A 20,917-nucleotide genomic window follows, 5' to 3' on the forward strand; every position below is an offset into this window, starting at 1 on the left:
CGGCCAGCCTATCCGGGCCGCCGACGGGCCCACCGGGAGGGCCGGCGACCCGCCTCGAAGGCGCTGGAGGGAGCACCCGCCGTGCCGCGTGGGCGACTACCGGGCGTGGCCGTGCGTTCAGCCCAACTCGGCGACCAGCTCCTCGACCGAGGTGACCGGCCGCTGGCAGACGAAACCCCGGCAGACGTACGCGGCGGACCGCCCCTCGACCAGCGGACGGTCAGCGAGCAGCGGCACACCCGGCTGGTCCGGACGCCCGGCGACGACCACCGCTCCGGGCGGGGCGTGCCGGCGGGCGGCGGCCACCAGGGGATCACCGGCCGGGTCGTCGGTGACCACGGCGATCTCGTACGGCCCGGAGAGCAACGCCTCGCCGACCATGGCCGCGTACCCGGTGAACCGGGGGTGCTTACCGACGATCGGCGCGACCGTGCCGAGGGCCGCTTCGGCGGCTTCCCGGTAGCGCGTCTCCCCGGTCAGCGCCGTGTACGCCACCAGCCCGGCGATCAACGCCGACCGGCCGGACGGGGTGGCGTTGTCGGTCGGGTCGGCGGGGCGGGCGACGAGCCGCTCCGCGTCGTCGGCGGTGTCGTAGAAGGCGCCACCGGGCGCGGCGAAGTGCGCCAGCGCGGTGTCCAGCAGCTCGCCGGCCAGGGTGAGCCAGCGACCCTCTCCGGTGAGCTGGTGCAGCGCGCAGAAGGCCTCGGCCACACAGCCGTAGTCCTCCAGGACGCCGGCCGGCTCGCCGACCTTGCCATTCCGGGAGACCCGGCGCAGCCGGCCGTCCACCAGGTGCACGGTGGCCAGGTGCTCGGCGGCCTGGCGCATCGCCCCCTCGGCGACGATGGTGACGCCGTCCATCAGGTTGGCATCCTCGTCCTGCGGGGACGCGTACACGGCGGCGACCTGCTGGAACTCGGCGATGGCGGTGATCGCCAGGCCGTTCCAGGCGGCCACCACCTTGTCGTCGAGGGCCGGCTGCGGGCGGGTGTCCCGGGCCGCGAGCAGCCGCCCGACCACCTGCTGCCAGCGGGCGCGTACCTCGGGCGCGGCATCGTCCACGTCCCGGGCGAGCTTGAGCACGCTCATGCCGTGCTCAAAGGTGCCCTGGTCGGTGACGGTGAACAGGTCGGCGGCGAACCGGCCGTCCTCCTCGCCGAGCGCCTCGACGAGTTGGGGCGGCGTCCAGGCGTAGGTGAGCCCCTCGACACCCTCGGTGTCGGCGTCCAGCGCCGACGCGAACCCCTGCCCCGGCCGGTGCAGCTCGTCGGCGAGGAACCGGGCGGTGTCCCGGGCCACCCGGCGGGCCAGCGGGTCGCCGGTGAGTCGCCACAGCTGGGTGTAGACCCGCAGCAGCAGCGCGTTGTCGTAGAGCATCTTCTCGAAGTGCGGCACCGTCCAGTGCGCGTCCACCGAATACCGGGCGAAGCCGCCCGCGAGCTGGTCGTAGATGCCGCCCCGGGCCATCGCCTCGGCGGTGTGTCGGGTGATCTCCAGGCTGGCCGGGTCGCCGGTGCGCTGGTGGTGGCGCAGCAGGAAGAGCAGGTTCATGTGTGGCGGAAACTTCGGGGCGCCACCGAACCCGCCGTTCGTCGAGTCGTGCTCGCTGGCGAGCTTGGCGGCCGCCTCGTCGAGCAACGTCGCGTCCAACGGGGCGGTGGGGCCGCCCACGGCCTGCGCGCCGCCGATCGCCTCGACCACGGCGGCGCCCTGGCTCAGCACCGCCTCGCGCTGCTCCCGCCAGGCGGTGGCGACCGACTGGAGCAACTGGACGAAGTTGGGTCGCGGGAAGTAGGTGCCGCAGAAGAACGGGGTGCCGTCCGGGGTGGCGAAGACGGTCATCGGCCAGCCGCCCTGGCCGGTCATCGCCTGGGTCGCGGTCATGTAGACCGCGTCCACGTCCGGGCGCTCCTCACGATCCACCTTGATCGACACGAAGTTGTCGTTCATCAGGGCGCCGACCTGCGCGTTCTCGAACGACTCGTGCGCCATGACGTGGCACCAGTGGCAGGCCGCGTAGCCCACCGAGATGAGCACCGGAACGTCCCGCCGCTTCGCCTCGGCGAACGCCTCGTCCGACCAGGGCCACCAGTCGACCGGGTTATCGGCGTGCTGAAGCAGGTACGGGCTGGTGGCGTCGACGAGTCGGTTCACCTGACGACCATAGCCAGCCCCGGCACGGACCGCGCGGGCTCCACCCGGACGGTCAGGACGCGCCGTCGGCGCGGAGCCGGAACACGTTCGACTCCGCCGAGTCGCGCAGCGACCCCAGCACGGCGCCGATCTTGTCCGCCGGCATCGGCTTGAAGAAGTGGTAGCCCTGCGCGGAGGTGCAACCCAGCTCGGCCAGGGCCATCCGCTGTTCGGCGGTCTCCACGCCTTCGGCGACCACCCGCAGCCCCAACTCGTGGGCGAGGCCCACGGTCGTCCGGACGATCGCGGCGGCCTCGGGCGAGTCGGCCATCCGGATGACGAACGAGCGGTCCACCTTCAACTCGTCCACCGCGATCCGGGTGAGGAAGGTCAGCGACGAGAAGCCGGTGCCGAAGTCGTCGACCGCGAGTTGCACGCCCATCGAGCGGAGCGTCGCCAACACCTCGTCGATGACCTCCAGCTCGCTCATCACCACCGTCTCGGTGATCTCCAGGACGAGCCGGTGCGGGGGCACCTGGTGGCGGCGCAACGCTTCGGCGATCTCCGCCGGGAGCCGGGGGTCGAGCAGGCTGCGCGCCGAGAGGTTGACCGAGATCGGGACGTCCAACCCGTCCCGGGCCCAACTGGCGGCCACGCTGAGCGCCTTGTTCAGCACGTAGCGGGTGAAGGTGCCGAGCTGCTCGCTGTTCTCCACCGGCCGGATGAAGTCGGCCGGGTTCAGCCACCCCCGCCGGGGGTGCTGCCAACGGATCAGCGCCTCCACCCCGGTAGGCGCACCCGTGGCCAGGTCGACCGCCGGTTGCAGTGCCAACACCAGCTGGTCGTCGACCTTCAACGCCTCACGCAGCTCAGCCAGGAGGGCGAGCTGGTCGGTGCTGGCCGCATCGCGCGCGCCGTCGTACGCGGCGACGTTGCCACCACCCTCCTTGGCCTGGTACATCGCGATGTCGGCCCGACGCAGCAGCTCGGTCAGGTCCGCGGTGCCAGCGGTGGCCACCACCACCCCGACCGAGACCTCGATGGACATCCGGACGCCGGCCACCTCGGTCGGCGCGGCCAGCCGCTCGGCGATCTCGCGGGCCTGGCGCAACGCGTGGGCCATCGGGGCGGCCCGGTCACCGAGGACCGGCACCGCCGTGAGTAGCAGCGCGAACTCGTCGCCGCCGAGTCGGCCGAGCAGGTCGCCGCTGCGGACCAGCGCGTTGAGTCGGTTCGCGGTCAGCCGCAGCAGCTGGTCACCCGCCGCGTGGCCGAGGGTGTCGTTGACTTCCTTGAACTGGTTGATGTCCAGCAGCAGCAGCGCCACCGGGTGATCGTGGCTGAGTTGTCGCAGCGACTGGTCGCCCTTGCTCAGCATCGCCGCCCGGTTGGCCAGCCCGGTGAGCGGGTCGTGCACCGCTTCGTACGACGAACGGGCGGTCACCAGCCGCAGCTCGTGGTGGGTCGCGGCGTCGTGCAGCGCGGCGGCGAGCGCGTCGCCGAACGCGGCCACCGCGTCGTGTTCCCGGGCCGAGGGCGGGGCCGAGCGGGGGAACCGCACCCGCAGCCGACCGACCGGCGCGGCGCCGACCGACAGCGCCCGGCTCAGCTCGTGCTCGTCCGGCTCCGCCTGGTCCGGTGGGCCGGTCTCCCGGTCGACCAGTTGACCGCTGGCGTCGCCCCGGTAGCGGTGCCACCGCCCGTCGGCCCGGGCCACGTCGACGTCCACCAGTTCGGCGTTGAACAGCGTCAGCGCCCCGGTGACCGCCGCGCTGGCCACGCCCCGCTCGTCGAGCTGGTTGAGGGCCGCGGTGGCCTCGGCGAAGGCGCGCCAGGTGCGGCGCTCCTGATCGGAGCGCAGCCGGTAACGGTAGGTCTGCTGCAGCAGCCACAGCAGCGGCGGCAGCAACAGCAACCAGCGCGGGTCCAGCTCCAGCAGTGCGACCACCACGAGGCCGACCGCCACGTTGCCGACGAACATCAGCAGCTTGCCGCGGAGCGCGGCGAGCAGCGGTGGCCCGATCGGCAGCCCGTGTCGCAGACCCAGCGTCACGCCGCCCAACCAGGCGGTCACCAGGAGGTACGTCACCGAACCGGCGATCACGGCCAGCGCCAGCATCGGGGTGGGCGGAGAGAGCAGCGGCCGACCGAGCGCGGTGGTCACGGAGACGGCCAGCGCCGACGCGGCGGCCAACGAGGCGGCGATCCGGACGATCTCCAGGGCCGGACGGCGGTCGTTGTGCAGTGACAGCATCGTCCAGGCCAGCCCGGTGCCGAGCAGCGTGGCGGCCGGGAGCCAGCCGGCCGGAGTCAGGTAGAGGCAGACGATCAGGGCCGCCTCGCCCCAGGTGATGCTGACCATGCCCGCAGCCGAGCGGAACCGCAGCCGGGCGAGTTGGGCGAGGGCCAGGACGGCGACGGCGATGCCGAAGCGGGCCGGACCGCCGAGGGGGTCGTCGGCCGGCAGCCGGACCGGAAGGGTCAACCCGACCGCGGCGGCGGCCAGGGCGGTCAGCGTGACGGCGGCGGTGAGCACCAGCAGCCGGCCCGGTGTGCCACGCACCCCGAGCCGATCGAACGGGTCGTCGGCCGGACCGGAGGTCATCGACCTCCCCCGTCAGCCGACCGACCGACGTCGCGGCGGGCGGCCGGTGCTGTGCTGGTCATCGGCGCCCCCTCCCGCACACGGCTCGGAGACTTTTGGTCCCCCCGGCGGAAGGCTAAGCCAAACCGGGTGGCCGCAACAGGGGGCGACCAACCGGTTCGGCGTGATTCATGCGCGGACTACCCGTTCAGGTGCTGCTGGTGCCCGTTGGGAGCGGGCGTGGATGAATCACGCCCCCGGTCCCGTCTGTCGGATCGACGACTGCCGCATCGGCCCTGGTCGGGTCGGTCGAGCCGGACTGCTGGGGAAAACGGTCCGGCAGGCGGCGCAGCCGAGCGTTCATGTTGCGGATCAGCAGGATGGTCGCGGTGGCCAGCAGCAGGATGAGGAAGAGGCCCATCGGCCCGGCCAGACCACCCGTGCGGGTGTCCCCGAAGTTGTTCTCCGCGAGCACCTGGGCAGCGGTCAGCATGGCGTTCCTCCGATGTGCGGTTGGTAACCAGGGTAGCCCCGCCGGGAATCAGCGCGCGTGCGCCGTCTCCCGCACTCCCGCGAAGAGATCGGACTCGGGCAGCGGGCTGTCGACCATCGAGCGGGCCAACTCGTAGTCCTCGGTCGGCCAGGCGCTCTTCTGGAGCTCCATCGGCACATGGAACCAGAAGCCGTCCGGGTCGACCTGGGTGGCGTGGGCGCGCAGCGCGTCATCGCGGACCGGGAAGTATTCGGCGCACTCCACCCGGGTGGTGATCCGGGGGCCCTTGTCGGGCCGATCCTCCCACCGCTTGAGCCACTCCTCGTAGGGCGACTCCAGACCGGCGGCCAGCATGCCCTCGTGCAAGGCCATGATCTTGCCCTTGGAGAAGCCGATGTCGTAGTAGAGCTTCAGCGGCTGCCAGGGCGCGCCCAGCTCCGGGTAGCGCTCCGGGTCACCGGCGGCCTCGAACGCGGCCACGCTCACCTTGTGGCACATGATGTGGTCCGGGTGCGGGTAGCCGCCCTCTTCGTCGTACGTGGTAACCACGTGCGGACGGAACTCGCGCATCAGCCGCACCAGCGGGCCCGCGGCGACCTCGACGTCCTGGAGGGCGAAACAGCCCTCGGGCAGCGGCGGCAGCGGATCACCCTCGGGCAGGCCCGAGTCGACGAAGCCCAGCCAGGCCTGGTCGACGCCGAGGATCGCCCGCGCGGCGTCCATCTCGGCCCGCCGGATCTCGCCGATGTTGGCCCACACGTCGGGCCGGTCAAGCTTGGGGTTGAGCACGCTCCCGCGCTCGCCGCCGGTGCACGTCACGACCAGGACGTCCACCCCCTGGGCGACATACTTCGCCGTCGTCGCCGCGCCCTTGCTCGACTCGTCGTCCGGGTGCGCGTGCACGGCCATGAGACGCAGTTGCTCTGCCAACTTCGGCGCTCCTCGTCTGTGCCGGACGGTGGACCCGACCGGGCTCGACCGGCTGACCTGCCGGGATCTTTCCTCACCGCACCCTGCCGCCGGCCACCAGCGCCGCGCATGACCTGCTATTCCTGCCGCTGGACCGGGTGGGAGGATGGGGCTCTGCCATTCTTGCCGATGCCGCCGACAACAACGCCAGGAGATACCCGCCGGTGACCGAGACGCACGCCACAATTTCAGCAGGCGCGCCGGTATTCCCGGCCGGGCGCTACGGCCGCCGTCGGGCACCGGGCGGAAAGCGCCGCCGTACGCTGCTGGCCGCGCTGGCGCTGTTGGCGCTCGTGGCGACGCTGACCGTGATCTCGGTCCGGCTCTACCGCCAGTACGGCGACCCGGTCTACGACGCCCAGGTGATCACGTACACCGACATCACGGACAAGCAGGTGCTTGTCGACTTTCGGGTGACCGTCCCGCCGGGTGGATCAGCGGTCTGCGTGCTGCGAGCCCGGGACCGTTCCGGCGCCGAGGTGGCCCGCGAACAGGTCACCGTGACCGCCGGTCCCGGAGACCGGCACGTCACCACCCGGCACCGCCTGGCCACCACCGCGCGCCCGTTCATCGGCGAGGTTCTGCGCTGCCGACCACCGTCCTGAGCTGCCCAAACAGCACCGGAAACCGGGTCGACCGAGCGCCTACCGCGGGTGTCGGATCCGGACACCGGCGGTGATGGCCGACACGCTGTGTCGTACCACACTGGTAACTTGGTAGTTCACCTGTCAGCCAGCCACGCACAACTGAGGAGAACGCCTGTGTCCACTGGCAACGAGGCGCCCGCCACCTGGCTGTCGCAGGACGCGTACGACCGCCTCCAGGCCGAGCTCGACGAGCACATCGCCAACCGTCCGGCGATCGCAGCCGAGATCAACGCTCGGCGCGAGGAGGGCGACCTGCGGGAGAACGGCGGCTACCACGCCGCCCGCGAGGAGCAGGGCAAGGCCGAGGGTCGCATCCGCTACCTGCAGGAGCTGCTGCGCACCGCGAAGGTCGGCGAGGCACCGACCGCCGACGCGGTGTCGCCGGGCATGGTCGTGACGATCTACTTCGACGACGACACCAACGACACCGAGACCTTCCTGCTCGGTTCTCGGGAGATCGCGGCCACGACCGACCTGACCGTCTACAGCCCCGAGTCCGCGCTGGGCAAGGCGATCCTGGGTGGTCGACCCGGGCAGACCTGCACCTACACGGCGCCGAGCGGCGCCGACATCAAGGTGACAGTGGTCAGCTTCGAGCCGTTCTCCGGCTGACCGTCGCCGACCGCGTCACCCGCTGCCGGCCGGGCTGACCGACGCCGGCACCCACTGCCGAAACACACGCATCCGAGGCGTGGCACCCACCGGTGTCACGCCTCGGCCGCGAAGACCACCTGATAGCCGCTGGCCCGCAGGGCGCTGATCAGGGTGTCCGAGTGCTCGACGCCCCGGGTCTCCACCGACAGCGCCACCTCCACCTCGCCGAGGCTGAGGTGCGGGTTGGCCCGCTGGTGCTCCACGTCCACCACGTTGGCCCGGTGCTCGGCAATCTGGCTGAGCAACGACGCGAGCTGCCCCGGCCGGTCCGAACAGCGGACGGTCACCCGCAGGTAGCGACCCGCCGCGGCCAGCCCGTGCTCGATCACCCGCAACATCAGCAACGGGTCGATGTTGCCGCCGGAGAGCACCGCGACGACCGGCGTCTCCACCTCGACCACGCCGGCCAGCAGCGCGGCGACACCGACCGCCCCGGCCGGCTCGACCACCTGCTTGCCGCGCTCCAGCAGCATCAGCAGGGCCCGGGAGATGTCCTCCTCGGAGACCGTGACGATCTCGTCGACCAATTTGCGCACGTGGTTGAAGGTGATCTCGCCCGGTCGGCCGACCGCGATGCCGTCGGCGATGGTGGAGAAGACGGGCAGCCGCACCGGTTCTCCGGCGACCAGTGAGGGCGGGAACGCCGCCGCGCCGGCCGCCTGCACGCCGATGATCCGGACGTCCGGTCGCAACGCCTTCACGGCCACCGCCATGCCCGAGATCAGACCGCCGCCACCCACCCCGGTGATGATCGTCTTCACGTCCGAACACTGTTCGAGGATCTCCAGCGCCACCGTGCCCTGCCCGGCGATCACATCGGGGTGGTCGAACGGGTGGATCAGCACCGCGCCGGTGCGCTCGGCGTACGTGTGCGCGGCCACCAGCGACTCGTCGACCGTGTTTCCGGCCAACTCGACCTGTGCGCCGTACCCCTTGGTGGCGGCCACCTTCGGCAGCGGCGCGTTGACCGGCATGAAGACGGTGGCGTGCGTGCCGACCAGGCCGGCGGCGAGGGCCACGCCCTGCGCGTGGTTGCCCGCGCTCGCCGCGACCACACCGCGCTCCCGCTCCGCCGCCGACAACCGGGAGATCCGCACGTACGCGCCCCGCACCTTGTACGAGCCGGCGCGCTGCACGTTCTCGCACTTGAGCCACGTCGGCCCGCCCAGCGCCGCGCTGAGGGGCCGGGAGGGCTCCAGCGGGGTGGTGCGGATGACGCCAGCGAGCAACTCCCGTGCGGCCCGCACGTCGTCGAGACCGACCAGTTCCGTCATGCCCCGATCGTGCCACCCGACTCCGGAGCCCTCGGCGGCGACACCGGGGGCACGACGCCGCGCACGCGGTCGACGGTCAGGCGGTGGCCGGCGACCCCGTGCCGACCCGGGGGTAGCCGGGAGCGTGGCGCGTCCAGGGGGCGGCCATCTCGAACTGGCCGGCCACACCGAGCAGCAGCAGCTCCGAGCCGGGCGGGCCGACCAGCTGCACGGCGACCGGCAGGCCATCCGGGCGGCGGCCGACCGGCACGACGACCGCCGGCAGGCCGGCGATGTTCCAGGGTGCGGCGTACGGGGCGTACCGGATGTTGGCTGTCATGTTCGCCCGCCAGGACCGCTCCGACCAACGGGCCGCCTCCGGTGGCGCGCTGGCCAGCGCCGGGGTGAGCAGCAGGTCGACCGAGTGGTCGGTGAAGAAGTCGACCGACCGTTGCCGCCAGGCGGCCCGGTCCGCCTCCCGCACGTAGCCGCGACGCTGCGCCCACTCGCCCAGCGCGACGTGCCGCCGGGTACGCCGTTGCAGCCCGCGCCGGTCCAGACCGGCGGCCCGGACGTCGGTGGCGGCCGCGGCGAACCAGGTGGCGATGCCCTGGAGGCCGAGCGCGGTGGGGTAGACCGGATCGGCCGGCACCGTGTCGTGCCCAGCGGTGGCGAGGAGCCGGCCGGCGGCGGCGACCGCGTCCCGGTTGGGCGCGTCCGGTGCGACACCGCGCACCGGGGAGCGCAGTGAGACGCCCACCCGCAGGCGCTGCGGGGGGACCAGTTTCTCGGGACGCCGGCCGGCGAGCACCGAGAAGCCGACCGCCGCGTCGGCGACCGTGCTGGTCAACATGCCGTGCTCGGTGAGGCCGAACCAGTCGTCCGCCCCGAGCTGGCAGGGGACCACACCCCGACCGGGCTTGAGCCCGACCAGCCCGCAGCAGGCCGCCGGAATCCGGATCGAGCCGAGACCGTCGTTGGCGTGCGCGATCGGCACCAGCCCGGCGGCGACCGCCGCGGCGGCACCACCCGAGGACCCACCCGGGGTACGCGTGCTGTCCCACGGGTTACGGGTCACCGCGCTGTCGTCGTCGGTCAGTGCCCACAGCCCCAGCTCCGGCATCCGGGTCACGCCGAGGATCACCGCGCCGGCGCCGCGCAGCCGACGCACCACCTCGTGGTCGGCCTCCGCGACGTCGGTGCGGGCGGCGGCCGACCCGTTCCAGGTGGGCAGGCCGGCGACCGGGGTGTTCTCCTTGACCGCCACCGGAACCCCGGCCAACGGCAGGTTGGCCAGGTCTTCCTGCTCGTCGACCTTCTCCGCCTCGGTGATCGCCTCCCCGCCGCGCACGGCGCGGAACGCGGCCAGCTCACGGTCGGCCCGGGAGATGTACTCGAGGTGGTCGGCGACGACCTGGGTCGCCGAGACGTCACCTCGGCGTACGCCCCGGGCGATCTGTTTGGCGGTCGCTCCGACCCAGGTCGCCATGATGTCCTGCACGGCCATCCTCCCCAGCGGTCAGCCCAGCGCCTGCTCCAGATCGGCGAGTAGGTCGTCGACCGTCTCGATGCCGACAGACAGTCGCACGAGATCGCCGGGAACTTCAAGCGGCGAGCCGGCAGCACTTGCGTGTGTCATCCGACCCGGGTGCTCGATCAGGGATTCCACGCCGCCCAGCGACTCGGCGAGGACGAAGAGCTTGGCCCGGTTGCAGATGTCCACGGCGTGGTCCTCACCACCGGCGGCGCGGAACGAGATCATGCCGCCGAACCGGCGCATCTGCTTGGCGGCCGTCTCGTGACCGGGGTGCGAGGGCAGCCCCGGGTAGAGCACCTGGGCGACCTTGGCGTGCCCGTCGAGGTACGCGGCGAGCCGCTCGGCGTTGTCGCAGTGCCGGTCCATGCGTACCCCGAGGGTCTTGATGCCCCGCAGGGTGAGCCAGGCGTCGAACGGGCCGTTGATCGCGCCCATCGCGTTCTGGTGGTAGCGCAACTCCTCGCCGAGCCCGGCGTCGGCGACCACGAGCGCGCCACCGACAACGTCGGAGTGCCCGCCGATGTACTTGGTGGTGGAGTGCACCACCACGTCCGCGCCGAAGGCGATCGGCTGCTGCAGGTACGGCGAGGCGAAGGTGTTGTCCACCACCAGCAGGGCGCCCGCGTCGTGTGCCACGGCGGCCAGGGCGGCGATGTCGGCGATGCCGAGCAGCGGGTTCGTCGGCGTCTCCACCCAGACGATCTTCGTGCGGCCGGGCTGCACGGCCGCCCGGACCGCGGCCGGGTCGGAGACCTTGGCCGGGCTGAACTCCAGGCCCCAACGCTGGGCGACCCGGGCGAAGAGCCGGTACGTGCCGCCGTACGCGTCGTCCGGGATCACCACGTGGTCGCCGGGCTGGCACACGGCCCGCAGCAGCGTGTCCTCCGCCGCCAGGCCGCTGGCGAAGGCGAGCCCCACCGGCCCGCCCTCCAGCGCCGCCAGGCACTCCTGGAGCGCGTCACGGGTCGGGTTGCCGGAGCGGCTGTACTCGTAGCCGAGGCGGGGTGCGCCGACCGCGTCCTGGGCGTACGTGCTGGTCTGGTAGATCGGTGGGATCACCGCGCCGGTGCGGGCCTCAGGGTCCTGACCGGCGTGGATGGCGAGCGTCTCGAAGCCGTGACTCATTCTGGTGAGGCTAGTGCCCCGTCCCGAGGGCTGGAACGGAACCCGCGCTCTCGGGCGGGGCCGGACCGCCGGGGAGCCGCCGACATAGCCTGGCCCGATGAGCGGTTGCGTGTTCTGCGGGATCGTGACGGGCGAGGTGCCGGCGTTCCGGGTGGCCGACACCCCGGACGGGGTGGCGTTCCTGGACACTCGCCCGGTGTTCAAGGGGCATGTGTTGGTGGTGCCCCGGGTGCACCTGGTGAGCCTGGCCGAGTTGCCGGCCGACCTGCTGCCCGGCTACTTCGCCATGGTCCAGCGGCTGGCGGTGGCGGTGGAGACCGCTCTGGGCGCCGGTGGGACGTTCGTGGCCATGAACAACAAGGTGTCCCAATCGGTGCCCCACCTGCACACCCACGTGGTCCCACGGACCAAGGGCGACGGGTTGCGTGGCTTCTTCTGGCCGCGCACCCGGTACGACGACGACACCGAGGCCCAGACGTACGCGGACCGGGTCGCGACCGCGCTGCCCGGTGGGGCCTGACTCGCGGTCACGCGGGTAAGAAAGCTGGACCCTCCGGTGTTACACGCTGGGAGCGGTACGAGAGGAGATCCCCACCGTGTTTTTGCGCCGTATGAACGCCGATATGGTCTCGCCCGACCAGGCCCTGCCGGGCCGTCAGATCGCCATGCCGGTCGCCGACCGCCACGAGGTGCTGGGTACCCCGTTGAAGGGTCCGTTCCCGGAGGGCCTCCAGGTCGCGGTCTTCGGCATGGGCTGTTTCTGGGGTGCCGAGCGGCTGTTCTGGACGCTTCCCGGCGTCTACACCACCTCCGCCGGTTACGCGGGTGGCATCACCAAGAACCCGACGTACGAGGAGACGTGCTCCGGCCGGACCGGGCACGCCGAGGTCGTCCAGGTGGTGTACGACCCCACCAAGATCAACTATGAGGACCTGCTCAAGGTCTTCTGGGAGAACCACGACCCGACCCAGGGCATGCGCCAGGGCAACGACGTGGGCACCCAGTACCGCTCGGCGATCTACACGACCACCGACGAGCAGCGGACCATCGCGGAGTCGTCCCGGGACGCGTTCCAGCCGATCGTGACGCGGGCCGGCAAGGGTGAGATCACCACGGAGATCGCCCCGCTCGGCAGCTACTACTTCGCCGAGGACTACCACCAGCAGTACCTGGCGCCGACCAAGAACCCGAACGGGTACTGCAACCACGGCCCGAACGGCCTGAGCTGCCCGGTCGGCGTGGCCCGAGTCGGCGGCTGACCACCGCCACCCGCACGCACGTGATGCCCGGCCACCTCCGAGGAGGTGGCCGGGCATTCCCGTTCGGCCCTGTGATCGAAATCCGTTGCCGAGCCCGACGAGAACTCGATAACGTGGCCGTACACGTGAAAGGAGGTGGTCCAGACTTGTATAGCAATCGGACTCGTGAGGTGGCTGTCAGCTAGCCGCTGTCCTCGACAGTGATCGGCCCGCCGCGAGGTGGGCAAGAAGCACCATCGTCGAGACCGTGTGGCAGCGGTGCGGCGAATCCACGACAGCCACCCGACCCCCGGGGTGCCGGCCAAGTCCAGCCGGCCCGCGCAGATGCGCGGAGCGCCCCGGGGGTCGCTCCATCTCCGCGGGAGTGGCGATGTCCATGCGCGAGCTGGTGGTGCTCGGGACGGCCAGCCAGGCGCCGACCCGTCAGCGCAACCACAACGGTTACGTGCTGCGCTGGGACGACGAGGTGATCCTCTTCGACCCGGGTGAGGGCAGCCAGCGTCAGCTCCTGCACACCACGGTCACCGCCACCGACCTGACCCGGATCTGCGTCACCCACTTCCACGGCGACCACTGCCTCGGCCTTCCCGGCACCATCCAGCGGCTCTCCCTGGACCGGGTGGCGCACCCGGTGGCCGTGCACTTCCCCGCCGGCGGCGCCGAATACTTCGCCCGGCTGCGGCACGCCACCTCGTTCTACGAGACCGCCGAGCTGCGGGTCGAGCCCATCGAGGCCGACGGGCAGCGAATCGCGCTGCGCTGCGGCACGCTGGAGGCACGCCGGCTGCGACACCCCATCGAGACGTACGGCTACCGGCTTGTCGAGCCGGACGGGCACCGGATGCTGCCGGAGAAGCTGGCCGCGTACGGCATCGCCGGGCCGGCCGTCGGCGAGCTGATCCGCGTCGGCCACCTGGACCTCGACGGACGCCGCGTCACCCGGGCCGAGGTGAGCGTGCCCCGGCCGGGGCAGCGGTTCGCCTTCGTGATGGACACCGGCCTCTGCGACGGGGTGTACGCCCTCGCCGAGCACGCCGACCTGCTGGTCATCGAGTCGACGTTCCTGGAGTCGGAGGCCGCGCTCGCCGCCGAGGTCGGGCACCTGACCGCGGCGCAGGCCGCCCGGGTGGCGACCGAGTCCGGGGTACGCCGACTCGTGCTCACCCACTTCTCCCAGCGCTACCCCGACCCGCGCCGGTTCCACGACGAGGCGCGCGCCCACTTCGACGGCGATCTGATCATCGCCGAGGACCTGACCACGGTGCAGCTTCCGCCGCGCCGGGTAGCCTCGGCCGGGTGACCGTCACGCTCCGCCCCGCAACCGAAGGCGACCTGATGGCGGTGGGCGCCCTGCACCAGCGCTCCCGGGTCGCCGCGTACTCCGCCTTCCTGCCGGCCGCGGCGCTGGCCGACCCGACACCGGAGGCGATGGGGCGGTACTGGGTCGAGCGGTGGGTCTGGGAGCGGGACACCCACCGGATGACGGTGGCCGAACGGGCCGGAACGCTGGTCGGGTTCAGTCACCTGGGCCCCGACGACGAGGACGACCCGGCCACCGGCCTGCTGAACGCGATCCACCTCGACCCGGCCGAGCAGGGCCGCGGCACCGGCCGAGCCCTGATGGTGGACGCGCTGGACGCCATGCGGGCGCAGGGCTGGCGGCGTGCCGCGCTCTGGGTGCTGCGGGACAACGCCCACGCCCGCTCCTTCTACGAGCGCGGCGGCTGGATCCCGACCGGCGACGAACGAGACGAGATGATCGGCTCAGAACCGACCCGACAACTCCGCTACACCCGCCCCCTCTGACCCCAGGCCCTGGTCGATCATGGAGTTGTGGTGGGCGCTTTGGGCGCGGGTGCCTGCTTTGCGCACCACCACAACTCCATGATCGACGCGAGCGTGCGTGGGGTGGGGTGGGGTGGGTTAGTGGGCGCCTAGGTGGGACAGGAGGTCTTGGCGGGTGAGCACGCCCTTGGGCTTGCCGTCTACCAGGACCAGGGCGGCGTCGGACTTCTCCAGCAGGCCCACCGCCTCGCTCACCGGCTGACCACCACCGATCATCGGCAGCGGGTCGCCCATGTGCCGCTCGATCGTGTCGTGCAGGTGGGCCTGACCGGTGAACAGCGCGTCGAGCAGGTCCCGCTCGGCGATCGAGCCGGCGACCTCACCGGTCACCACGGGCGGCTCGGCCTTGAGCACCGGCAGCTGCGAGACGCCGTACTCGCGCATGTAGTCGATCGCGTCGCGGACGGTCTCGGTCGGATGCACGTGCACCAGCTCGGGCAGCCCACCGGGCTTGCTGGCCAGGGCGTCGGCCACCGTCGGCTCGGCGCCGGAGTTGTCGAGGAAGCCGTACCGGGCCATCCACGAGTCGTTGAAGATCTTGGAGAGGTAGCCGCGGCCGCCGTCGGGCAGCAGCACCACCACCACGTCGTCCGGGCCGGCCCGGCGGGCGACCTCCAGGGCGGCGACCACCGCCATGCCGCAGGAACCGCCGACCAGCAGCCCCTCCTCGCGAGCCAGTCGACGGGTCATCTCGAAGGACGCCTTGTCGGAGACCTCGACGATCTCGTCGGCGACACCCCGGTCGTACGTCTCCGGCCAGAAGTCCTCGCCGACGCCCTCCACCAGATACGGCCGGCCGGTGCCGCCGGAGTAGACCGAGCCCTCCGGGTCGGCCCCGACGATGCGCACCCGACCCTCGGAGGCCTCCTTGAGGTATCGGCCGATGCCGGAGATGGTGCCGCCGGTGCCGACGCCGGTCACGAAGTGGGTGAGCTCGCCGTCGGTCTGCTTCCACAGCTCCGGGCCGGTCGTCTCGTAGTGCGAGCGCGGGTTGGCCGGGTTGCTGTACTGGTCGGGCTTCCAGGCGCCGGGGATCTCCCGGGTCAGCCGGTCGGAGACGTTGTAGTACGAGCGCGGGTCCTCCGGAGCGACGGCGGTCGGGCAGACCACCACCTCGGCGCCGTACGCCCGGAGCACGTCCTGCTTGTCCTGGCTGACCTTGTCCGGGCAGACGAAGACGCACTTGTAGCCCTTGAGCTGGGCCACCAGGGCCAGCCCGACGCCGGTGTTGCCGCTGGTCGGCTCGACGATGGTGCCGCCGGGCTTGAGCAGGCCGGCGGCCTCGGCGTCCTCCACCATCCGCAGCGCGATCCGGTCCTTCACCGAGCCGCCCGGGTTGACGTACTCCACCTTGGCCAGCACGGTGGCCTGGATGCCCTCGGTGACGTTACGCAGACGCACCAGCGGGGTGTTTCCGATCATGTCGACGACGTTGTCGTAGTACTGCACGGTGTGCCCTTCGTTGCGGCGCCGGCGGTGGCGGCCGGGAAGACGTTTCCTCGTCGCCCAGCGTACGTGCCGTCAGGGCACCAGCCCCCCGGGGATGACCGAGCTGCGGGTGGCCTCCCACTCCAGGAAGCGATCGGTCTCGGCGAGCACGCTGCCGGCCAACCACGTGACCATGACCGCGTCGTCGGCCAGCCCGAAGATCGCCAGCGGAATCTCCGGGAGCAGGTCGATCGGCGAGACGATGTACGCCGTCGCCGCCGTCATCAGGGCCAGCCGGAGGCCGCCGTCGTACTCCCCCTTGGCGGTGGCCCGGATCATCCGGGGCAGCGCGGCCAACCGCGTGCCGATCGACGGCCCGTTGCGCGCCCCGGCCGCCAGGGCCCGCGCCAGCGCCGTGAACGCCGCGCTGCGCTTCAGTGTCTTACCCATCGTCGCGCTCCTCTCCGCCGGATCAGCGTGGCGGGTCGGCGCAAGTCGGCCGGCCTCTTCCACCCACCCAGATACCCCGTCGCGTCGGTTTCCAGGCACCCGGGTGCCGTCACGACGACAGCGGTGTGTCGGGGTAGCGCGATAATGTCGCGGTATGGGGGTGGCACATTCCGTCGTACCCGGTGGTGAGCGCTGGCGGCAGGCCCGGCGGTTCGTCCGGCTGGCAGCCATCGGGACAGGCGCCACCGCGGCGGCCGCGGTGGCGACCGGCGGGGTGCTGCTCGGCCAGGCCCGCCAGGCTCGACGGACCATCCCGATGGCCGAGGCGCCGCCACCCCGCTGCGACGGGATGTACGGCGCTAAGTTCCCCGGTCCGGCGCTCACCATGGTCGTGCTCGGTGACTCGTCGGCGGCCGGCTACGGGGTGTACCGCCGTCGGGAGACGCCCGGGGCGCTGCTCGCCACCGGCCTGTCCCGTCGACTGCACCGGCCGGTGCAGCTGCACCGCTTCGCGGTGGTCGGCGCCATCTCGGCGGTGCTGCGCCACCAGGTGGAGGCGGCGCTGGAGTGCCGACCCGACATCGCGGTGATCCTCATCGGCGGCAACGACATCACCAACCGCACCCCGCGCGGCCTGGCGGTGCGCTATCTGGTCGAGGCGGTGCAGACCCTGCGTGACGCGGGGTGCGAGGTGGTCGTCGGCACCTGCCCCGACCTGGGGGCGATCCGCCCGATCCAGCCGCCCCTGCGCTGGCTGGCGCACCGCTGGAGCCGCCAGCTCGCCGCGGCCCAGACGGTGGCCGTGGTCGAGGCGGGCGGCTGGACGGTCTCCCTCGGCGACCTGCTCGGCCCCCGGTTCGCGGCCGAACCGACGCGGATGTTCGCCTGGGACCGGTTCCATCCCTCCGCCGAGGGGTACGCGATGGCCGCCGCCGCGCTCCTGCCGACGATGCTCTCCGCCCTCGGCGCGACCCCGGAACGACGGGCCACACCGACCCGCGGCGACGGCGTACGGTCGCTGCCGGAGGCCGCGCAGGAGGCGGCTCGACACGCCGGCACGGAGGTCAGCGGCGTCCGGGTCCGGGGCCGCGACCGAGGGCCGGCCGGCCGGTGGGCGCAGCTGCGCCGACGGGCGTTCTTCGGTGTCGGCGCGGTGCCGCAGCACGGGTCCGCCTCGGACACCTCGACAGTGGAGGGACTGGCATGAACGAGCGCAGCGCGCGGAGCGTGACCTCCGGCCTCGCCGGCCGACTGGGTCGGGCGGCGGCGTTCTCGCTGCTCGCCGGCACCGTCGGGGGCGCCGCCGTCCTCGCCGGTGAGGCGTTCGTCGCCCGGCACCGACGCTACGCCGAGCCGGAGCTGGGCCTGGCCCTGCGCGCCACGATCGGCCGGGCGGGCGCCTCACCGCTGCGACTGGTGCTGCTGGGCGACTCGTCGGCACTGGGCGTGGGTGTCGACCGTCTGGAGGACACCATCGGCGGGCAGTTGGCCAACCTGCTCGCCGAGGGACCGACCGGCCGTCGGGTGCACCTGTCCAGCGTCGGCGTCTCCGGGTCCCGCTCGACGGACCTCGCCACCCAGGTGGCCCGGGCGCTGCTCGGTGAGCGGCCCGACGTGGCGTTGATCCTGATCGGCGCGAACGACGCCACCGGGCTGCGCCGACCGTCCGACGCGGCGGCCTATCTCGGCGCGGCGGTGCACCGGCTGCGTGAGGCACGCGTCGAGGTGGTGGTGGGCACCTGCCCCGACCTCGGGGCGGTGCGTGCCATCGCGCCTCCGCTGCGCCAGGTCGTCGGCTGGGCCGGACGTCGGGTGGCCCGCGCGCAGACCACTGCCGTGCTGGAGGCGGGCGGCTCGGTGGTCGACCTGGCCACCGAGACCGGGCCGGTGTTCCGGGCCGACGCGGGAACGCTCTGCCAGGACGGCTTCCACCCCTCCGCCGACGGCTACCGGGTGTGGGCGCACGCGCTGCTGCCCGCCATCCTCGCCGCGGCGGCGGCCACGACCCGACGCTAGATCGTCCCCGGCCAGGGGTGACATTTCCCGCCGCGTCCGCTTCTTCCGCGCCATGTTACTGGCGGGTTAACGTTGGTCCATGCCGATTGAGTCGTCCCGCGACGCCGTCATCGTCGCCACCGCCCGCTCCCCCATCGGCCGGGCGCACAAGGGATCTCTGCGCGACGTCCGCTCCGACGACCTCGCCGCGACCATCGTCCAGGCCGCGCTGGACAAGATCCCCGCGCTCGACCCGACCACGATCGACGACCTCTACCTCGGGTGCGGCCTGCCCGGCGGCGAGCAGGGCTTCAACATGGCCCGAGTGGTGTCCACCCTCCTCGGTCTGGACACTGTCCCCGGTGCCACGCTGACCCGCTACTGCGCCTCGTCGCTGCAGACCACCCGCATGGCGATGCACGCGATCCGGGCCGGCGAGGGCGACGTGTTCGTCTCCGCCGGCGTCGAAATGGTCTCCCGCTACGCCCGGGGCAGCTCCGACGGGCTGCCGCCCGAGGCGCAGGCCCTGGTCGGCGGCGGCTGGGAGAACCCGCGCTTCGGGTCGGCCGGCGAGCGCTCGAAGCGCCGCGCGCAGGGCGGCGCCGAGGTGTGGACCGACCCGCGCGAGGCCGGTGAGCTGCCCGACATCTATCTGACCATGGGGCAGACCGCGGAGAACCTGGCCCAGGTGTACGACGTCACCCGCGCCGACATGGACGAGTTCGGCGTACGCAGCCAGAACCTCGCGGAGAAGGCCATCGCCGACGGCTTCTGGGCCCGGGAGATCACCCCGGTCACCACGCCGAACGGCACCGTGGTGAGCACCGACGACGGGCCCCGGGCCGGCGTCACCCTCGACGCGGTCGCCGGCCTGAAGCCGGTGTTCCGTCCGGACGGTCGGATCACCGCCGGCAACTGCTGCCCACTCAACGACGGCGCGGCCGCCGTGGTGGTGATGAGCGCCCAGCGGGCCGAGGAACTCGGGCTCACCCCGCTGGCCCGGATCGTCTCGACCGGTGTGACCGCCCTGTCGCCGGAGATCATGGGCCTCGGGCCGGTCGAGGCGTCCCGCCAGGCCCTGCGCCGAGCCGGTATGACCATCGACGACGTCGACCTCGTCGAGATCAACGAGGCGTTCGCCGCGCAGGTCATCCCCTCCTACCGGCAGCTGGGCATCCCGGAGGAGAAGCTGAACGTGATGGGCGGGGCCATCGCGGTCGGCCACCCGTTCGGCATGACCGGCGCCCGGATCACCGGCACCCTGCTCAACGCACTGGAGTGGCACGACAAGACCATCGGTCTGGAGACCATGTGCGTGGGCGGTGGCCAGGGCATGGCCATGGTGCTCGAACGGCTCAGCTGAGCCGAGCCGCCCTCAGAGCGCGCCGCGGGTCGCCGTCACCTCGGCGGCGGCCCGGGTCAGCGCCTCGGCCCCCGGGTCGGCGGCCAGCAGGTCCGCCGTGACCACCCGTAGCTGGTCGGGCAGGGCCAGGTCGTTGTCGAGCCGGGGCACGACGCGGCGCGGCTCCCCCTCGGCGTCGGCGGCCAGGTTGGCCATCTCCTGCACGAGGCGGTGCACCAGGTCGGCGCGGGACACGTTGCCGGCGGTCGCGACCGCCGCCCACCGGGGCTGCTGCCAGTGCGCGATCTGACGGACCAGCAACTGCACGGCCTTGTCCAACTCCGCTGCGCTCATCGCCGCCGAGTCTACGGCCGGCACCGACCGCGTCGGGGCGGGCCGGTCAGCGGCGCAGGTAACTGAGCAGCCGCAGCAGCTGCCAGTAGAGGAAGACCAACCCGGTGAGCAGGCCGAACGCGCTCAGCCACGCGTACCGACGGGCTCGACCGTCGCGCACCGAGCGCTCGACGAGGTCGAAGTCGAGGATGAAGCTGAACGCCCCGGCGATGATGGCCACCACCGAGAAGGCGTACGGCAGCCAGCCGACCTGCCCGCTGACGCTGTAGACGGCCAGGCCCGATCGCCCGGTGATCAGGTACGACACCAGGTTGACCACGCTGAGCACGGCGATGCCGAGCAGGGTGCCGATCACCAGGCGGGCCAGCCGGGGCGTCGCCCGGATCACCCGGGCCCGGTAGAGCGCCGCCATGCCGAGGAAGACGCCGAAGGTGCCGGCCACCGCCTGCACCACGATGCCCGGATAGACCTGCTCGAAGGTACGGCTCGCCACCCCCAGCAGCAGCCCCTGGAGAATGGCGTAGCCGACGATCGGCACCGGGTTGGTGATCGCCCGCAACGAGATGACCAGGACCAGCGCGATCGAGGCGAGTGCGCTGCCGGCCAGCGCGGCGCCCAGCCATACGGCGTCGGGAATCACCGCCCAGGACACCGCCGCGGCCACGCCGGTCACCAGCAGCAACCCGACGGTACGGACCACCACGTCGTCGACTGTCATCGGCTCGACGTCACGGGCGCCGAGCACCCGGGCCTCCACCCGGCCGGTCTCGTCCAGCCGGTTGAGCACCGGGTTGTTGCTGCGCACCGCCGCCTCCTTCGCCCGCGTACCCCTGGGGCGTGCCCTTGCAG

Annotated in this window: 18 protein-coding genes and 2 pseudogenes; 9 read left to right on the plus strand and 11 right to left on the minus strand. The window is 72.4% G+C overall.

The annotated features are described in order from the left end of the window. Positions 1-117 precede the first annotated feature (117 nt). The 4 genes and pseudogenes from ACIBD9_RS09420 to mca all read right to left on the minus strand — a co-directional run bounded on the left by ACIBD9_RS09420 (position 118) and on the right by mca (position 6,140). Positions 118-2,154, minus strand: coding sequence for a thioredoxin domain-containing protein (locus ACIBD9_RS09420; protein ID WP_396716059.1), 2,037 nt, complete (start codon positions 2,152-2,154; stop codon positions 118-120). A gap of 52 nt (positions 2,155-2,206) precedes the next feature. Next, on the minus strand, positions 2,207-4,738 hold the full coding sequence (locus tag ACIBD9_RS09425) for a putative bifunctional diguanylate cyclase/phosphodiesterase (protein WP_396716061.1): 2,532 nt from the start codon (positions 4,736-4,738) through the stop codon (positions 2,207-2,209). 179 nt (positions 4,739-4,917) lie between these two features. After that, positions 4,918-5,210, minus strand: a pseudogene (locus tag ACIBD9_RS09430) (hypothetical protein). Positions 5,211-5,258: 48 nt separating this feature from the next. Further along, positions 5,259-6,140 (minus strand): mycothiol conjugate amidase Mca, encoded by an 882-nt coding sequence (mca, locus tag ACIBD9_RS09435; protein WP_387167030.1) that lies wholly within the window; start codon positions 6,138-6,140, stop codon positions 5,259-5,261. A 203-nt stretch (positions 6,141-6,343) separates the two neighbouring features. Between mca and ACIBD9_RS09440 the strand changes: the two genes are divergently transcribed. Continuing rightward, positions 6,344-6,784, plus strand: coding sequence for a DUF4307 domain-containing protein (locus tag ACIBD9_RS09440; protein ID WP_396716063.1), 441 nt, complete (start codon positions 6,344-6,346; stop codon positions 6,782-6,784). Between the two features lie 156 nt (positions 6,785-6,940). Beyond that, entirely contained in the window at positions 6,941-7,438 is a 498-nt protein-coding gene (gene greA / locus ACIBD9_RS09445) for a transcription elongation factor GreA (RefSeq protein ID WP_238660037.1), read from the plus strand. Between the two features lie 95 nt (positions 7,439-7,533). Here greA and ilvA read toward each other — a convergent pair whose 3' ends face one another. The 3 genes from ilvA to ACIBD9_RS09460 form a co-directional block, all read right to left on the minus strand. Beyond that, positions 7,534-8,754: a threonine ammonia-lyase gene (ilvA, locus tag ACIBD9_RS09450; RefSeq protein WP_396716065.1), complete on the minus strand. Its 1,221-nt coding sequence runs from the start codon at positions 8,752-8,754 to the stop codon at positions 7,534-7,536. A gap of 76 nt (positions 8,755-8,830) precedes the next feature. Next, the gene (locus tag ACIBD9_RS09455) at positions 8,831-10,240 is read right to left on the minus strand and encodes an amidase (RefSeq protein WP_396716067.1); all 1,410 of its coding nucleotides are present in this window, start codon (positions 10,238-10,240) and stop codon (positions 8,831-8,833) included. A 12-nt stretch (positions 10,241-10,252) separates the two neighbouring features. Then, a complete protein-coding gene (locus ACIBD9_RS09460) occupies positions 10,253-11,395 on the minus strand; it encodes a cystathionine gamma-synthase (RefSeq protein WP_396716069.1) in 1,143 nt (380 codons plus the stop codon). 97 nt (positions 11,396-11,492) lie between these two features. Between ACIBD9_RS09460 and ACIBD9_RS09465 the strand changes: the two genes are divergently transcribed. The 4 genes from ACIBD9_RS09465 (at position 11,493) to ACIBD9_RS09480 (ending at position 14,460) form a co-directional block, all read left to right on the plus strand. Beyond that, the gene (locus ACIBD9_RS09465) at positions 11,493-11,915 is read left to right on the plus strand and encodes an HIT family protein (protein ID WP_387167017.1); all 423 of its coding nucleotides are present in this window, start codon (positions 11,493-11,495) and stop codon (positions 11,913-11,915) included. A 76-nt stretch (positions 11,916-11,991) separates the two neighbouring features. Further along, entirely contained in the window at positions 11,992-12,654 is a 663-nt protein-coding gene (msrA, locus tag ACIBD9_RS09470) for a peptide-methionine (S)-S-oxide reductase MsrA (RefSeq protein WP_396716071.1), read from the plus strand. Between the two features lie 370 nt (positions 12,655-13,024). Then, positions 13,025-13,954 carry a ribonuclease Z gene (locus tag ACIBD9_RS09475; RefSeq protein WP_396716073.1) on the plus strand — a complete coding sequence of 310 codons (930 nt, stop codon included), beginning with the start codon at positions 13,025-13,027 and terminating at the stop codon, positions 13,952-13,954. After that, positions 13,951-14,460, plus strand: coding sequence for a GNAT family N-acetyltransferase (locus ACIBD9_RS09480; RefSeq protein ID WP_396716075.1), 510 nt, complete (start codon positions 13,951-13,953; stop codon positions 14,458-14,460). The genes ACIBD9_RS09475 and ACIBD9_RS09480 overlap by 4 nt, the downstream gene beginning before the upstream one ends. A 117-nt stretch (positions 14,461-14,577) precedes the next feature. On the opposite strand, the gene ACIBD9_RS09485 is transcribed toward ACIBD9_RS09480, so the two are convergent. After that, positions 14,578-15,948 (minus strand): cystathionine beta-synthase, encoded by a 1,371-nt coding sequence (locus ACIBD9_RS09485; RefSeq protein WP_238660045.1) that lies wholly within the window; start codon positions 15,946-15,948, stop codon positions 14,578-14,580. A 72-nt stretch (positions 15,949-16,020) separates the two neighbouring features. Then, entirely contained in the window at positions 16,021-16,377 is a 357-nt protein-coding gene (locus ACIBD9_RS09490) for a YkvA family protein (protein WP_396716077.1), read from the minus strand. 154 nt (positions 16,378-16,531) lie between these two features. Between ACIBD9_RS09490 and ACIBD9_RS09495 the strand changes: the two are divergent. The 3 genes and pseudogenes from ACIBD9_RS09495 to ACIBD9_RS09505 all read left to right on the plus strand — a co-directional run. After that, a pseudogene (locus ACIBD9_RS09495) lies at positions 16,532-17,595 on the plus strand (SGNH/GDSL hydrolase family protein); the annotation flags it as partial. After that, entirely contained in the window at positions 17,581-18,393 is an 813-nt protein-coding gene (locus ACIBD9_RS09500) for an SGNH/GDSL hydrolase family protein (RefSeq protein WP_396716197.1), read from the plus strand. The pseudogene ACIBD9_RS09495 and the gene ACIBD9_RS09500, both read left to right, overlap by 15 nt. 79 nt (positions 18,394-18,472) lie before the next feature. Then, positions 18,473-19,735, plus strand: coding sequence for an acetyl-CoA C-acetyltransferase (locus ACIBD9_RS09505; RefSeq protein ID WP_396716079.1), 1,263 nt, complete (start codon positions 18,473-18,475; stop codon positions 19,733-19,735). Between the two features lie 12 nt (positions 19,736-19,747). Here ACIBD9_RS09505 and ACIBD9_RS09510 read toward each other — a convergent pair whose 3' ends face one another. Together ACIBD9_RS09510 and ACIBD9_RS09515 are read right to left on the minus strand one after the other, a co-directional pair. Then, complete coding sequence (locus tag ACIBD9_RS09510) at positions 19,748-20,068, minus strand: hypothetical protein (protein ID WP_396716081.1); 321 nt, start codon at positions 20,066-20,068, stop codon at positions 19,748-19,750. A 46-nt stretch (positions 20,069-20,114) separates the two neighbouring features. Further along, complete coding sequence (locus tag ACIBD9_RS09515; RefSeq protein WP_387166992.1) at positions 20,115-20,873, minus strand: Bax inhibitor-1/YccA family protein; 759 nt, start codon at positions 20,871-20,873, stop codon at positions 20,115-20,117. Positions 20,874-20,917: the final 44 nt, after the last annotated feature.

Source organism: Micromonospora sp. NPDC050784 (assembly GCF_044456765.1).
Classification (GTDB): domain Bacteria; phylum Actinomycetota; class Actinomycetes; order Mycobacteriales; family Micromonosporaceae; genus Micromonospora; species Micromonospora foliorum.